This is a genomic window from Enterocloster clostridioformis, assembly GCF_020297485.1.
Lineage (GTDB): Bacteria > Bacillota > Clostridia > Lachnospirales > Lachnospiraceae > Enterocloster > Enterocloster clostridioformis.
Genome location: NZ_JAIWZC010000001.1, coordinates 1271306 through 1285537 on the forward strand (window position 1 = coordinate 1271306; position 14232 = coordinate 1285537).

The 14232-nt window shown below is 50.5% G+C and carries 13 protein-coding genes, 1 tRNA gene and 1 pseudogene; 3 read left to right on the forward strand and 12 right to left on the reverse strand.

Annotated elements, in window-relative coordinates; all coding sequences use genetic code 11:
* Nucleotides 1–11 precede the first annotated feature (11 nt).
* The 7 genes from LA360_RS06335 to tnpA form a co-directional block, all read right to left on the reverse strand.
* Nucleotides 12–1286, reverse strand: a complete 1275-nt coding sequence (locus tag LA360_RS06335) for a TRAP transporter large permease (protein ID WP_002583782.1) — start codon at nucleotides 1284–1286, stop codon at nucleotides 12–14.
* Entirely contained in the window at nucleotides 1286–1786 is a 501-nt protein-coding gene (locus LA360_RS06340) for a TRAP transporter small permease (RefSeq protein ID WP_225537348.1), read from the reverse strand. Before LA360_RS06340 ends, LA360_RS06335 begins: the two co-directional genes overlap by 1 nt.
* A gap of 140 nt (nucleotides 1787–1926) precedes the next feature.
* On the reverse strand, nucleotides 1927–3021 hold the full coding sequence (locus LA360_RS06345; protein WP_057573221.1) for a TRAP transporter substrate-binding protein: 1095 nt from the start codon (nucleotides 3019–3021) through the stop codon (nucleotides 1927–1929).
* A gap of 58 nt (nucleotides 3022–3079) precedes the next feature.
* Nucleotides 3080–3763, reverse strand: a complete 684-nt coding sequence (locus LA360_RS06350; protein ID WP_002583785.1) for a GntR family transcriptional regulator — start codon at nucleotides 3761–3763, stop codon at nucleotides 3080–3082.
* Nucleotides 3764–4133: 370 nt separating this feature from the next.
* Complete coding sequence (gene tnpC / locus LA360_RS06355) at nucleotides 4134–5669, reverse strand: IS66 family transposase (protein WP_225537733.1); 1536 nt, start codon at nucleotides 5667–5669, stop codon at nucleotides 4134–4136.
* Between the two features lie 64 nt (nucleotides 5670–5733).
* Nucleotides 5734–6087 carry an IS66 family insertion sequence element accessory protein TnpB gene (gene tnpB, locus LA360_RS06360; RefSeq protein WP_225537351.1) on the reverse strand — a complete coding sequence of 118 codons (354 nt, stop codon included), beginning with the start codon at nucleotides 6085–6087 and terminating at the stop codon, nucleotides 5734–5736.
* A 14-nt stretch (nucleotides 6088–6101) separates the two neighbouring features.
* Complete coding sequence (gene tnpA / locus LA360_RS06365; protein WP_057571583.1) at nucleotides 6102–6497, reverse strand: IS66 family insertion sequence element accessory protein TnpA; 396 nt, start codon at nucleotides 6495–6497, stop codon at nucleotides 6102–6104.
* A gap of 103 nt (nucleotides 6498–6600) precedes the next feature.
* On the opposite strand from tnpA, the gene LA360_RS06370 reads away from it, so the two are divergent.
* The 3 genes and pseudogenes from LA360_RS06370 to LA360_RS06380 all read left to right on the forward strand — a co-directional run bounded on the left by LA360_RS06370 (nucleotide 6601) and on the right by LA360_RS06380 (nucleotide 8671).
* Complete coding sequence (locus LA360_RS06370) at nucleotides 6601–7107, forward strand: transposase (protein WP_160116346.1); 507 nt, start codon at nucleotides 6601–6603, stop codon at nucleotides 7105–7107.
* Nucleotides 7108–7207: 100 nt separating this feature from the next.
* A pseudogene (locus LA360_RS06375) lies at nucleotides 7208–8413 on the forward strand (IS256 family transposase).
* A gap of 45 nt (nucleotides 8414–8458) precedes the next feature.
* Complete coding sequence (locus tag LA360_RS06380) at nucleotides 8459–8671, forward strand: hypothetical protein (RefSeq protein ID WP_002583243.1); 213 nt, start codon at nucleotides 8459–8461, stop codon at nucleotides 8669–8671.
* On the opposite strand, the gene LA360_RS06385 is transcribed toward LA360_RS06380, so the two are convergent.
* The 5 genes from LA360_RS06385 to LA360_RS06405 form a co-directional block, all read right to left on the reverse strand.
* On the reverse strand, nucleotides 8668–8943 hold the full coding sequence (locus LA360_RS06385) for a hypothetical protein (RefSeq protein ID WP_002583244.1): 276 nt from the start codon (nucleotides 8941–8943) through the stop codon (nucleotides 8668–8670). The two genes, LA360_RS06380 and LA360_RS06385, sit on opposite strands and share 4 nt — an antisense overlap.
* A gap of 346 nt (nucleotides 8944–9289) precedes the next feature.
* A tRNA-Trp gene (locus LA360_RS06390) sits at nucleotides 9290–9360 on the reverse strand.
* A 251-nt stretch (nucleotides 9361–9611) separates the two neighbouring features.
* Nucleotides 9612–11000 carry a DNA repair protein RadA gene (radA, locus tag LA360_RS06395; RefSeq protein WP_112482312.1) on the reverse strand — a complete coding sequence of 463 codons (1389 nt, stop codon included), beginning with the start codon at nucleotides 10998–11000 and terminating at the stop codon, nucleotides 9612–9614.
* Between the two features lie 86 nt (nucleotides 11001–11086).
* Nucleotides 11087–11503, reverse strand: coding sequence for a hypothetical protein (locus LA360_RS06400; RefSeq protein ID WP_002567200.1), 417 nt, complete (start codon nucleotides 11501–11503; stop codon nucleotides 11087–11089).
* 118 nt (nucleotides 11504–11621) lie between these two features.
* Nucleotides 11622–14219 (reverse strand): ATP-dependent Clp protease ATP-binding subunit, encoded by a 2598-nt coding sequence (locus LA360_RS06405; protein ID WP_057573105.1) that lies wholly within the window; start codon nucleotides 14217–14219, stop codon nucleotides 11622–11624.
* Nucleotides 14220–14232: the final 13 nt, after the last annotated feature.

The window sequence follows — 14232 nt, forward strand, 5'->3', positions numbered from 1 at the left end:
TATTTCCCTCCTTACAGCCCTGTGAGCGCTAACGTCACGCCAGGGAACAGATTAATGATAATCAAAACCGTTAACAGTGCCACATAGTAGGGCAGCACAGCCTTAAACGCCCTGTCAAAGGAAATGCCTCCTATTTTCGACGTCACAAACAGACACAGCGCCATGGGCGGCGTCAGCATTCCAATCATCAAGAGCAGCACCATAATAACTCCAAACTGCACGGTACTCATACCGATAATCTTTACAATAGGAAGCAGCACCGGCAACGTCACCAGCAGCGCCGAAGTGGTCTCCATGAAGGTTCCCACAAACAGCAGGAACAGGTTGATAAGGAGCAGAATCAGATACGGGTTGCTCGTCAGGCTAAATAAAAGCTCTGCGCTCTTTTCCGCCACCTTCTCCGTGCCAATCATCCAGGCAAACACGGTTCCGGTAGCAATAAGCAGCATGACCATGCCGATACTCTTGATAGAATTTCGCATGATGTCCATGAGGCTTTGCCAGGTCATCTCCTTGTAGATCACAACACCCAAAAACAAGGAGTATGCGGCCGCTACAGCAGCAGTTTCCGTCGGCGTAGCGAAGCCAGATAGCATACCTACGATAAGAATCAGCGGGGACAACAGCGCCCAGAAGGCTTCTTTAAAGGCCTTCCAGATCTCCGGCAGCGTAGCCCTCCTGCTCTTAGGGTAATTGCGCTTTTTGGAAATAATATAGACCACCAACATCATAAATCCGGCCATTAGAATACCCGTGGGAATCCCTGCCATAAACAGTGCGCCGATGGACGTTCCGCTCATAATTCCATACAGTACCATGGGACTGCTGGGCGGAATGATAGGCCCGATCGTAGAGGAAGCCGCAGTAATGCCCACTGAAAAATCGGGGTCGTAGCCCTCGTCTACCATGGCCTTAATCTCAACATTGCCCAGACCAGCCGCGTCCGCGATCGCCGATCCGCTTACTCCGGAAAAAAATACGCTGGCTAGTACATTTACATGCCCCAAGCCGCCGGTGATATGGCCAACAAGTACGTTGGCAAATTTAAACAGCCTTTTCGTGATTCCCGAACTGTTCATCAGCTCTCCCACTAGGATGAAGAACGGAGCCGCCATAATAGTATAGGAAGCGGAGCCGCTTACCATGGCTTGCGGGATAAAGGACTGCGGAACGGACTGCTCCACCAAAGCGTAGACCAGCGTAGTGATCAGCATACAAAAGGCCGCCGGCACGCGGAGCAGCAGCAGTACGAGAAACAGCACGATAATAAGAATTCCTACCTGCATCACTGCCTTCCTCCCTTCCCGTCATTTCCAAGAACCTCTTCCATCAGCTTCTTGCCGCTTTCCAGTTCCTGATCAATCTGTTCGTCGGTGTCAACCACCACGCCCTCGATACTCTTTTTCCGTATGCAGTTAATAAGCGCGTCCAGAAAAAACAGGGCCATGATAACGCTGCACACCGGTACCGCCAGATACATGCAGCCTCTGGGAATGTGAGTGATAGGAAGGGGCGTCTTCATCTGGCGCATGGAAAGCCCATAACCGTAGCAGGTCATGTAGAGGGTAAGGAACAAAAGACCCATAATCGTGACCAGATTCAGAACATATTTTACTGGGCGCGCCATTTTCTGAAAGAGAAAGTCTACCGCCACATGGCCGCAGTGACGCACCGCATAAGCCGCCGCAAGGAATGTGAGCCACGCCATCATCAGAACGCAGTATTCTTCCACCTGTGTAAAAGAGAAATTGAACAGATTGCGGCACAGCATTTGAACCAGAACCATGCTAAGCAACACCGCCGTCAAGACACAAGCCAGCGCAAAAAAAAATTTATCCAAAAAATTTGTAATATATTTCACTGTGTATTCTCCTTATAGATGTAAAAAGGGACGCTATAGCCGCGGCGCCCCTGTAAACTCTGCTTTTATAATCCCTGAATGACTTCCCAGCCGCCTTCTGCCCAGGAATCTTTGAATTTTTCCAATACCTGTTCGATGATCTTTCCTTTAAACGCCTCAATATCGATCTGGTCCGCCGGTATAACGGTCATTCCCTTCTCTTCCAGCTCCTTAATATACTGCACGTCCTGCTCGGCTCCCTTTTCATTGAACAGGTCGTAACCGCTCTGAGCCGCATTTATCACAAGCTCTTTTTCTTCGTCTGTCAGCGTTTCATACCATTTCTCATTTACGTGGAACAAATACGCGCCGTACTGATGGCTGGTGAGCATCATGTATTTCTGAACGCTGTAGAAACCGCCTTGCATGATCATGTCGGTGGGGTTTTCCTGTGCGTCCGCCGCCCCTGTCTGCAGAGCACTGAACAGCTCGCCAAAGGGAATCGGTACAATAGAAGCACCGCAGGCCTGCCAAGAAGCAACTACGCCCTCCACACTGGGGGTACGGAACTTTAAGCCTACCATGTCGTCCGGGCTCTTGATCTCTTTATTTGCGGTGATATATCTGGGAGTGCGGACAGCCACGGAATCGGTGATGATTGCGTGCACGCCGTACTGCTCGATCATTTTATCATTTAAACCCTGCTCTTCCTTAAGCATCTTCCAATACTTTTTCACATGGTCCGCGTCTCGGAAGCAGAAAGCCACATTGGCGTAGCCAAGCCACTCCGGAAGCACCCAGGTCGCCAGCATATCGGAAGTCAGATACACGTCAAAGTTTCCCTCGGACAGACCGATACATAGATCCTCGTCGTTGGTCCCCACCTGGCCGGTTAAGTACCGCTCCACTGCGATCTTACCACCGGACTGCTCTTCTAAGGAATCGCAAAATGCGTTTCCCATATCCAGAGAGAGGCCGTTCAAATTTCCCACAACCCGGACTGTCTTCTCCGCTTCTGTCAGTTCAGCGGAAGTCTCGCTTTCTTTTCCTGCCTCCTCTGCAGCCTCCGCCTGAGAAGCCGTGCTCTCCGGCACTGAAAGGCTGCCACACCCTACTGTCGTTGCCGCTACGCATATTGCCGCAGCGCATGCCGCCCAACGTTTTAAGTTCTTTAGCCTCATAATGTACCTCCCAATGATCCAGGGTGCACATGGATTCGCTTATATATGTATTGCACGGTTATCCATCATGTGCCCCGTTTACTTGTAACTCGTTTAAATAAATATTTTTTGAATCCTCCAGCATATGCTGTTCAATTACCTGCTCCAGGTCCGGCCGTTTCTGTACGATCGCGTCAACCAGCGTTTTATGGCTGTTAAAGGCCCATTCTTCATCCACATAATTACCGTTTATCTCCATAATAAGCTGTAATATGGAGGACAGAGATTTCCAGGCGTTAAATATCGCCTTATTTCCAGAACATTTCATAATCGCCACATGTACGTCGTAACCCAGCGCCGCCATTTTCACAGGAGCACATTCTTCTCCCTTGTCTCTCTCCAGCTTTAACTGATTAAGGCTGTCCAGAATCGGAGCGTAATCCATGATGTCCTTATTCTGCAGGATGGAGATCGCCTTCTTTTCCAGAATAAGACGCAGTTCATAGATATCGTCGATATCCTTGTCTGAGATGCCAATCACTCTCGTTCTGCCGTTTTCCTCGCAGGCAACCAATCCCTCCGCCTCCAGCTGCTGAAGAGCCCTGCGCACCGGGCCGCGGCTGACATCCATGCGCTTACTGATAGCAACCTCGCGGAGATATTCGCCTTCCTTCAGTTCGCCAGTGAGTATCTCATAGCGAAGCGTGGAAAGAACGTCTTTTGCAACTAAGGACCTTTGTAAAGGGGCCGATAATGAGCTCATAATTATTTACTCCTTTCGATTATGATTATAGTATATAGTATTATTTTTGTCAACATCTTTCTTAATTTGCCAACATTATTTTTTTTATGTTAACATATTTTTATAAATACATTTGTTTACCCAGGCACGACAATGCCGGCGCACACAGAGCGGAGCCACACTAACGCTAATCGAGTAGGAGGAAATTTCTCTGATAAAGAAAGTAAGCGTCAAATAAGAACGTGTAGTGATTTTTTCGATATTTTCCTATAAACTTAGGGTTAGAGTTTCAAGAGTGAATTCTAAAAACTCTAAATCTAAGAATGTAAGCGTCAAATAAGATGGTGGATAGAAAAATAACCACTAACCCTCTATACTAAAAGGGCAGTGGTTATCGGCAACGTTCCTGCACCATGGGATCCCATGGCAGATAGTCATCCAGATATTCCGGATTTTCGAGAAATCTACTCCCCGGCATATCTGCCAGGATATACTTGATGTATTTCATTGCATCCAGGCCGTTGGCTTTGGCTGTTTCTACCAGGGTGTAGATTCCCGCACTTGCGGCAGCACCCTTCGGACTTCCGGCAAACAGCCAGTTCTTCCGGCCGATCACAAAGGGGCGGATACAGTTCTCCGCAAGGGAATTGCTGATGGAGCAGTTTCCATCCCCAAGATAGTTGAAGAACTCCTGCCGGTTGTTCAGGGCATACTGGAAAGCGGTATGGAGCTTCGACTTTGGCAATTCCCCGGCAGAGCTTATCTCTGCCCACGACCAGAAAGCCTCGAGAAGCGGCTTCTCGCGGTCAAGTCGTTCTTTTTTCTTTTGTTCCGGGGGAAGGCCGTCCAGTTCCTTTTCTATCTCAAACAGTTTATTCAGACGAATGACTGCTTCCGCAGGTTTTGAGGCTTCCGGGCCATGGATGTCTTTTGGCAGCGCGTCCACAAAAGCGCGGCGCAGATGTGTGTAACACAGACATCTCGTAACCCCTTTCACCCCATTATACCCGGAATAAGCATCCGTATGGATATATCCGGTATAGCCTTTTAAAAATGTTTCCGGATATTTCCCACCCCTCCCCGGCTGGTACTCAAAATACCGGACCGGCCGTTTGCTGTCCCTGGTGCTGCAGTACACCCACATATAGGAATCCGAAGTGTTCTTCCTCCCTGGTTCCTTCAGCACCTGCACGTGGGTCTCGTCGATATGCAGATATCCCTGCTTTAGAAGTTCCCGTCTGAGATGGGAGACCACATGGGAAAGCCAGTCCCGGCAGACGGCCAGGAGCCAGTTTGACATCGTTGCCCTGCTTAAAGACAGCCCCATGGCTTCCCATTCCTTTTCCTGACGGTATAAGGGGATGCCCAGTTCAAACTTCTGATGGACAAGCCATGCGATCGTGGAAGCAGATGCAAGGGAGTGCATGACCGGAGGATGGGGCACCGGGGATTTCTCCATATAAGGCGTCCCGTTTTTGCGGCATGCCCTGCATTCATAGGTTTCCCGGTAATGGTCAACCACTTTGAGGCTGGCAGGGATGAACTGTACCTCGGTACGCACAAACTCCTCACCAACTTTTACCATGGTACCTCCGCATCTCTCACAGATCTGTTCACTTTCATCGCTCGTGTGGAGCACTTTGCTGCGGGGAATGTCTTTTATCAGTTTTTCCCGCTGGCCGGCATATTTCCTTTTACGCAGATGTTTTTCGACCTCCACCAGATCCGGCTCATGGGCATCCGGCTCAGCACAGGATTCCATTTCATTAAAAAGAGACATCTGTCCCTCTATTTCAAGGGCAGACGTCTTCTCTGATTTTGTTCCATAAAGTTTACGGGTAAGGAAATCAACCTGCTCCCTAAGGAGCCGGACCTGCTGTTCCAGTTCTTTGATCTGCTTTTGGTACTCCTGCTCTGTATCCTGCATGGGCTGAAAACCTTCCTGTTCTGATAAATTCATTATACCATAAAACAGCAGGATTTTCCAGCATTTATAAGGAATTCCCGGGGGGTTCAGGCTTCGGGGGAACCCAGCTGCGGACCGCTTTTGGCTGCTCCGGGTTCAGGCCCTCCAGCAGCCAGCGGAGCTGCTGGTGGGAGATCTGTCTGGCTTCTTCGCCCGTCCGCGGCCATTGGAGGCGGCCGTTTTCGTAGCGCTTATAGAACAGGCAGAAGCCGTCCCCTTCATAATGGACTGCCTTGATCCGGTCCGCCCGTTTCCCGCAGAAAAGGAACAGGGAATTGCTGTAAGGGTCAAGCTGAAAGCTGTACTGGATGATATCCACCAGACCGTCCAGCTGTTTTCTCATATCTGTGTACCCGGTGCGCAGATAGATCTTTTCCACCCGGGAGAGGTCACCTAACATGATCTCACCGCTTTCAGAATGGTCTCCAGCAACTCGCGGGGCGTATCTTCAAAGAGGTCAACAGTCACCGTACCGGCACGGAGTACTGCTGCAGGAGCGGCACAGGGATCCTGCCTGCCGTGAAGGGATACCTCCGTAAATTCCGGAGCCGCATCCGGAATCAACGCAGTCTGCTCCATGACCGGCCTGCATCCATGACTCTTTCGGGGCAGTTCTTCAAGCGCCAGTTTCCGGATCTTTGCGATCCAGTAGTAATAGCTTTTTAGGGAGATATGATGTTGTTCGCACCATGCCTGGTTTGTTAGACCGGAGGCTCTGCATTGCCGGATCACGTCCAGCCAGTACTGAAGTTTTACCTGTTTATCCGGAGTTAAAGCGGAAATGTCCATTGGTATTCTCCTTTATCTGGATTTAGAGTTTTGGGAGGGAACTCTAAAAACTCTAACCCCAAGTTTACAAGAGAACGCCAAATATTTCACTACACGTTCTTATTTGACGCTTACGAAAATAAATCCTGCGGCCGCGGCTGCTGCGGAAGCGAAACTTGAGGAAGGATTCAGTTTTAACAAAGATGCAAAGATGCTGCAATGTCCGGCAGGTGAACTGGCCATGCGGGTTGAGAAGCGGGAGGCAAAGAACGGGAACCAGTACCGGAATTACGTATTCAGCAAGAAAAAATGCGAAAAGTGCCCTCTAAAAGGACAGTGTAAAGTAGGGAAGTGGAAAACCCACAGCTATAGTATTACCCAAGCAAGAGAAAAGAACCGGAGCAGGCTGGAATTTGAAGCAAGCGAAGAATTTCAAGAACGCCTGAAGATACGGCACCGGATTGAAGAAAAGAATGGGGAATTAAAGGAAGCCCACGGATTAGGCAGAGCAGATTCAGTGGGATTGTTTGCTATGGAATTGCAAATGAATTTTACGGCATTCGTAGCAAATATTAAGAGAATAACGAAGTTGATTGCACTGGCCGGAGAGAGTATGAAAGTTTTTCTGTAAATAGCTATTAAGCATTAGGTCTTCTATGATAAAATCTATTATCATAAGGAGGCCTATTATTATGGCAAGAAGAGAAAAACAGCCCGTACACAAAGTAGTCATGACGGAGGGGAAAAGGAACATCGTCCATCAGCTCCTGGAAGAGTATGACATCCAGACTGCGGAGGATATCCAGGAAGCCCTCAAAGACCTGCTGGGGAGCACCCTGAAGGAGATGATGGAAGCGGAGATGGATGAGCATCTCGGCTATGGGAGGTCAGAACGGTCGGATTCGGATGATTACCGCAATGGCTACAAGCCCAAGCGGATCAACAGCAGCTTCGGGAGCATGGACATCCAGGTGCCCTAGGACAGGAAGTCCACGTTTGAACCCCAGGTGGTAAGAAAGCGCCAGAAGGACATTTCCGGCATTGACCAGAAGATCATATCCATGTATGCAAAAGGCATGACAACCCGCCAAATCTCGGATACCTTGATGGACATTTATGGTTTTGAGGCTTCGGAAGGGTTCATCTCGGACGTGACGGACAAGATACTGCCGCAGATTGAAGACTGGCAGAACCGCCCGCTGGAGGAAGTCTATCCCGTGGTCTACATCGACGCAATCCATTATTCCGTGCGGGAGGACGGGGTAATCCGCAAGCTTGCCGCCTATGTCATCCTCGGCCTTACGCTGGAAGGTAAAAAGGAAGTCCTGAGCATACAGATCGGGGAGAATGAAAGCTCCAAGTACTGGCTCTGCGTTCTGAACGAGTTGAAGAACCGCGGTGTGAAGGATATCCTCATTCTCTGCTCGGACGGGCTCACGGGCATTAAGGAAGCCATAACGGCGGCATTCCCGAAGACGGAGCAGCAGCGCTGCATCGTACATATGGTACGGAACACGCTGAAATACGTCTCCGACAAGGACCGGAAAGCATTTGCCACGGACCTGAAAACCATCTACCATGCCGCAAACGAGGAAAAGGCGCTGGAGGCGCTGGAGAAGGTGACGGAAAAGTGGACGCCAAAGTACCCCAACTCAATGAAACGCTGGCATGACAACTGGGATGTGGTATCCCCCATCTTCAAGTTTTCCATGGAGGTCAGGAAGGTGATCTATACTACCAACGCGATCGAGAGCCTCAACTCTACCTACCGGAAGCTCAACCGCCAGCGGAGCGTGTTCCCGGGCAGCACGGCGCTCTTAAAGGCTCTGTACCTGGCCACGTTCGAGGCGACGAAGAAGTGGACCATGCCCATCCGCAACTGGGGGCAGGTCTATGGGGAACTGTCCATTATGTACGAAGGCAGACTGCCGGAATAAGAGCGCACAGGCATAGGTGTACACCTATCCGGAAAGGAGCTTTCCATGTATGGATTTTCAAAATACGATGCTCAGGACAGGTACGACAGCTATAATACTGTACAGGTGAAGTTAAAACTGAATATGAAGACAGATGCAGATATCCTGGCCTGGGTCAGACAGCACAAATATGGCAGGGACACTTCCGTCCAAGGGGCCATCAAGGCCCTGATACGGGAAGACATCGCCAGAGGCCAGGCCGATGGGACACAAGGTTAATCCCTCTGCATTTTACATTCGTTGGCTGTCTGCAGCTCTGACAGGGATTCCATGATAGACAGGTAATCGATCCCCTCCACAACAGTCCCTGTGCCAGGGTCAAACAGTTCATCGTCTGCGGTGGCTTTCGGGTCATAGGATTTCAGTTCACTGTCATACCAGCTATAGATATCACTGTATAAGTCGGCTGCATGATCCAGCAGGGACTGCAGTCCATTGATCTTTGCCCTGATATCTTCAGGTACAAAGGGATCGTCTGTTTTTAGCTTCATGGCACACCTCCTGATGTTTTCCTGTAAGAAGTGTACCATAATTTGATGGGATTTTCCAATACATCTTGACAGAATCCAAAAGCATCCGTATAGTAAAGGTAGGTGGTCACGACATCCACCTACCTTTCTCATTAACTTATCATAGAAGATCTCAATTTACAGACTTTTTTTCATACTCTCTGGCCGGATGATAAAACAGCCCATATTTTTTAGTGAATCATAATCTCTGACACTATATTATAGAAGAAAGAAAAACTCCCACAAAAAAACGGGAGTTTTTCAGTGCCCTCATAAAATAAGGATTTCTCGACTCTCTTCGGGTTGGGCTATTCGTTAAAATAGTCAGCAGGGGAAGAGGGGCTCGAACCCCCATCTACGGTTTTGGAGACCGCTGCTCTACCATTGAACTATTCCCCTATGGTTTATCTCTTTGGTTTGGAACCCTTCCGAACCTCAATTAGGATACCACAGGTTTGAGAAAGTGTCAACTGTTTTTTCAAAAAAAGTGTTTTTCCTGATATTTGCAAAAATATGAAAACCATGAAATCACCGCAGCAGCCATATCATATTGAAAACCGGACAACGGAGAAGGATTAGAGCCGGGACAGCGGCAGGCCGCACCCCCGCCTGCCGCTTCCATTTCTATTCTGCCGTTTATATGCTTCCATTTATATGATTCCAATGGCCTCCCGCACATTGGAAACTCCAATCAGGCGTATGCCCTCCACCTGCTTCATCTTATCCGCGCATACCTTTGGCAGCACACAGGTGGTAAAACCCAGCTTGGCAGCCTCATTCACACGCTGGCCGGCCTGGGATACGGCCCTGACCTCTCCTGACAGGCCCACCTCCCCGAATATAAGCATCTTTGAATCCACGGGCCTGTCCTTGTAGCTGGACATAAGGGCCATGATAATGGCCAGGTCCAGGGCGGGCTCGTTCATCTTCATGCCTCCCGCGATGTTCACATAGGCGTCCAGCCGCGACATCTCATAGCGGCAGCGCTTCTCCAGCACGGCCATCAGCAGGTTGACACGGTTGTAATCCGTACCGGCCGCTGTTCGCCTGGGCATACCGAAATTGGTTTCCGTCACCAGGGCCTGTACCTCTAAAAGGATGGGCCTGGTGCCCTCAAAGGAACAGGACACCACTGCGCCGGAGGCTTCCTCAGGCCGGCCGTCCAGCATATATTCGGAGGGATTCTCCACCTCCGCCAGCCCCTGTTCCTGCATCTCAAATACACCTATCTCATTGGTAGAGCCAAACCGGTTCTTCACACTCCGCAGAATGCGGTAGGACGCATTCCTGTCTCCCTCAAAATAAAGTACCGTATCCACCATATGTTCCAATACCCTTGGGCCTGCCACCACGCCTTCCTTTGTCACATGCCCCACCACGAAAATGGCAATTCCGCGGCTCTTTGCTATCTGCATCAGGATTCCCGTGGACTCCCTTACCTGGCTGACGCTTCCGGGAGCCGAGGATATCTCCTCCCTGTACATGGTCTGTATGGAGTCAATGACTGCAATCTGGGGATTCTCAGTGTCAATGGCCCTCTCAATATGCTCCAGGCTTGTCTCACACAGGAATTTCAGCTCTCCGGTTACCGGGCCAATGCGGTTGGCCCTTATTTTAATCTGTTTCAGGGATTCCTCCCCTGATATGTACAGGACCCGCTGTCCCGCGCCTGCCAGATTCCGGCATACCTGAAGCAGAAGGGTGGATTTTCCGATACCCGGATCTCCGCCCACCAGCACCAGGGAGCCGGCCACGATTCCATCTCCCAGCACCCGGTCCAATTCTCCAAAGCCCGTGGATATACGGTCCTGCTCCTCTATGTCAATCTCTGACAGAAGGGATGGTTTGGCTGCCGGAATCGGGGATTTCTGGCTTCCCGAAGACAGGCGCCCTAAACCGCCCTGACTGACAGCTGACTTTGACACCGGTTCCTCCACCATGGAATTCCAGGCTTTGCAGGCAGGACACTGCCCCATCCATTTGGATGATTCATATCCGCATTCCTTACAGAAAAATGCGGTGGTTTTCGCTTTTGCCATGATAGCCTCCTAATATTCATGGAATAAAATGTAAAAACTGACAGAAAAAGGCTGGAATCGCTTCCAGCCTGTATGATACTTAAGTTTTATGCTCTCTTTACAGCCTTAACCTGAACCGATACCCCTTCTTCCAGCTCCACGCTCACGCTGAGCTTGCCGCTCATGTTGGTTTTCATGCTGCCTACGGCTGCACCGTCAACGTAAACCTCGTAATCTGTATCGTTCTCAAGCTGTATGGTAATCTGTGCATCCCTGCTGCCTTCCACCGCGAATTCCACGTCCTCATCCGTAACCTTGAAATGCTCTGCCGCTGTTCCGGGTACAGATTCATAAACAAACATGTCATTGCGCTCCAGTTTGGTAATCTCGTTGTAGGTCTTGACCTTATACATGTCTCCCTGATATTCAAAATCGGACTTCTTAGCCTTCTGTCCTAACTTGTAATTGCCAAAACTAATGGTGCCATCCTGCTCTATGCAGATTAACTCTTCAATGACCGGCATCTTCTTATCCTCCTGCTAATTGTGCTTAAGTATAACCTCTTCATAAAAATTATACAACAATTACCGAAAAATAACTAGTGAAAATATTCTTAATTTGTATAAACTGCTACAGATGCTGTTAAACCTTAGGCGCCGGGGTCTCCTTTTTCCTGCCTGTAGCGCGTCCGGCGCTGCTTTTGCCCCGCACAGTCTTTCCCTCATCTTCAGAACCTTCCCTGGCAGCGGCCGGTTTGGAGGCCGGTTTGGAGGCTGCCTTCGGCCTGGCTGTCTTTGCCTTCACGGTAAAGGTAAGCTTTTCCCCGTCAAATCCCACTTCCACCAGGGAGCCGGCTTTGATGCTGCCATCCAGCATCTCCTCAGCCATCCGGTCCTCCACCAGATTCTGTATGGTGCGTCTCAGGGGTCTTGCGCCGTATTTGTCGTCATAACCCTTATCGATCAGGTGCTCTTTGGCGCTGTCCGTTGCCTCCAGCCCTATGCCCAGCTGTTCCTTGCAGCGTTTGCTGATGGTGCCCAGCATGATATCCGCGATTCCCTTGATATGCTCTCTTGTAAGCTGATGGAACACGATAATTTCATCAATACGGTTTAAAAACTCAGGCTTAAAGAGGCGTTTCACCTCATCCATAACTCGGTCCTTCATGAACGTATAATCTGCCTTGGCATCGCTTACCATGCCGAATCCCAGACGTTTGGGGGAAATGATATTCTCCGCCCCCGCATTGGAGGTCATGATGATAATGGTATTCTTAAAGTCAATCTTTCGTCCCTGGGCATCCGTGATATGGCCGTCATCCAAAACCTGCAGCAGAATGTTGAACACGTCCGGATGGGCCTTTTCAATCTCGTCAAAAAGGATGACGCTGTAGGGATTGCGGCGGACCTTTTCGCTGAGCTGCCCTCCTTCATCATATCCCACATATCCTGGCGGCGATCCTATCATCTTGGATACGCTGTGTTTCTCCATATATTCAGACATATCCACGCGAATCAGGGCATTTTCCGTACCGAACATGGCCTCTGACAATGCCTTGGACAGCTCCGTCTTTCCCACGCCTGTGGGACCCAGAAACAGGAAGGAGCCAATGGGACGCTTGGGGTCCTTAAGACCTACCCTGCCTCTGCGGATGGCCTTGGAAATGGCTGTTACCGCCTCCTCCTGGCCCACCACCCTCTGGTGCAGGATGCCTTCCAGATTTCTCAGACGCTCTGATTCCTCCTCAGCCAGCTTCCTTACCGGAATCCTGGTCCAGCCGGATACCACATCCGCAATCTCATTGTCGCTGACAATCAGCTTTTTGCTCTCCTTGTCCTTCTGCCATTTTTCCATGGTCTGAGCTATCTTTTCCCGTATCTTTTCCTGTTTTTTCTTTATCTCTCCGGCCTTCTCGTAGGCTTCCTTCTTGATGGCCTCCTCCTTGGCTTCCTCCAGACCGTCAATCTCAGCCTCGTATACCTTAATCTTATCCGGCTTTGTGTAGTTCTGGAGACGCACCTTGGAAGCGGCCTCGTCAATGAGGTCGATGGCCTTATCCGGCAGAAACCTGTCGTTAATATAACGGCTGGACAGCTTCACTGCCGCCTCCAGGGCATCGTCCGTTATCTCTACTTTGTGATGCTCCTCATAACGGCTTCTGAGCCCCTTAAGTATGGCAACGGACTCCTCCTCTGAAGGCTCATCCACGGTCACCGGCTGAAAACGGCGTTCCAGGGCAGAATCCTTCTCTATATATTTGCGGTACTCATTGATCGTGGTGGCTCCAATGAGCTGAATCTCACCTCTGGCCAGGGACGGTTTTAATATATTGGACGCATCCAGAGCGCCCTCGGCCCCGCCTGCCCCGATGATGGTGTGTATCTCATCAATAAACAGCAGCACATCGCCGGACTCCACCACCTCGGAGATGACCTTCTTAATACGCTCCTCGAACTCACCCCTGTATTTGGAGCCTGCCACCATACCGGACAGGTCCAGGGTCACTACCCTTTTGTCTGCTATGGTTTCAGGCACATCGCCGGACGCAATCATCTGGGCCAGACCCTCTACCACGGCTGTCTTGCCCACGCCGGGTTCGCCAATCAGACACGGGTTATTCTTAGTGCGGCGGCTCAGAATCTGTATCACGCGCTGGATCTCCTGCTCCCTCCCTATGACAGGGTCCAGTTTTCCCGCTGTAGCCAGCTGGGTCAGGTTCCTGCTGTAGCTGTCCAGGGTAGGCGTGGCATTGCCGCGCTTTCCGGCCCTGGCTCCCTGAAGGTCATCCTTTGCGGCAGGGGCGTCCTCACCCATGGCTGCCAACAGATCAATATAGAGCTTCTGTATATTGACCCCGATGGTGTTGAGAAGGCGGCTGGCTACACAATCCCCTTCCCTCAGCATGGCAATCAGAATGTGCTCTGTTCCTATCTGGGCTGCCTTAAAACGGACAGCCTCCCTGTAGCTGTTCTCTATGACACGGCGGGCCCTGGGGGTATAGGCCGTCCTGTCCGCGGTCTGTACCGTTGGGTTGGGGGCGATAAGCTGGCTCACCAGTTCAATGACGCGGTCTTCCTCCACTCCGTTTTCCTCCAGTACCTTGGCCGCCACTCCGGTCCCTTCCTGCAGCAGGCCGATGAGCAGATGCTCTGTGCCCACGTAACCATGGTTCAGCGTCTCTGCCACGCCCACTGCCAGCCCAAGCGCTTCCTGGGCCTGTGGTGTATATCGTTCCATCATAATGTCATGTCCT

Bases quoted from the DNA above. Each gene is read 5' to 3' on its own strand.
- LA360_RS06385 (WP_002583244.1), bottom strand. From the start codon at position 8,943: ATGAAGCTAAAAACAGACGATCCCTTTGTACCTGAAGATATCAGGGCA.
- LA360_RS06400 (WP_002567200.1), bottom strand. From the start codon at position 11,503: ATGCCGGTCATTGAAGAGTTAATCTGCATAGAGCAGGATGGCACCATT.
- LA360_RS06350 (WP_002583785.1), bottom strand. From the start codon at position 3,763: ATGAGCTCATTATCGGCCCCTTTACAAAGGTCCTTAGTTGCAAAAGAC.
- LA360_RS06380 (WP_002583243.1), top strand. From the start codon at position 8,459: ATGTATGGATTTTCAAAATACGATGCTCAGGACAGGTACGACAGCTAT.
- radA (WP_112482312.1), bottom strand. From the start codon at position 11,000: ATGGCAAAAGCGAAAACCACCGCATTTTTCTGTAAGGAATGCGGATAT.
- LA360_RS06405 (WP_057573105.1), bottom strand. From the start codon at position 14,219: ATGATGGAACGATATACACCACAGGCCCAGGAAGCGCTTGGGCTGGCA.
- LA360_RS06335 (WP_002583782.1), bottom strand. From the start codon at position 1,286: ATGCAGGTAGGAATTCTTATTATCGTGCTGTTTCTCGTACTGCTGCTG.
- LA360_RS06340 (WP_225537348.1), bottom strand. From the start codon at position 1,786: ATGGTTCTGGTTCAAATGCTGTGCCGCAATCTGTTCAATTTCTCTTTT.
- tnpA (WP_057571583.1), bottom strand. From the start codon at position 6,497: ATGGACATTTCCGCTTTAACTCCGGATAAACAGGTAAAACTTCAGTAC.
- tnpC (WP_225537733.1), bottom strand. From the start codon at position 5,669: ATGCAGGATACAGAGCAGGAGTACCAAAAGCAGATCAAAGAACTGGAA.
- LA360_RS06345 (WP_057573221.1), bottom strand. From the start codon at position 3,021: ATGAGGCTAAAGAACTTAAAACGTTGGGCGGCATGCGCTGCGGCAATA.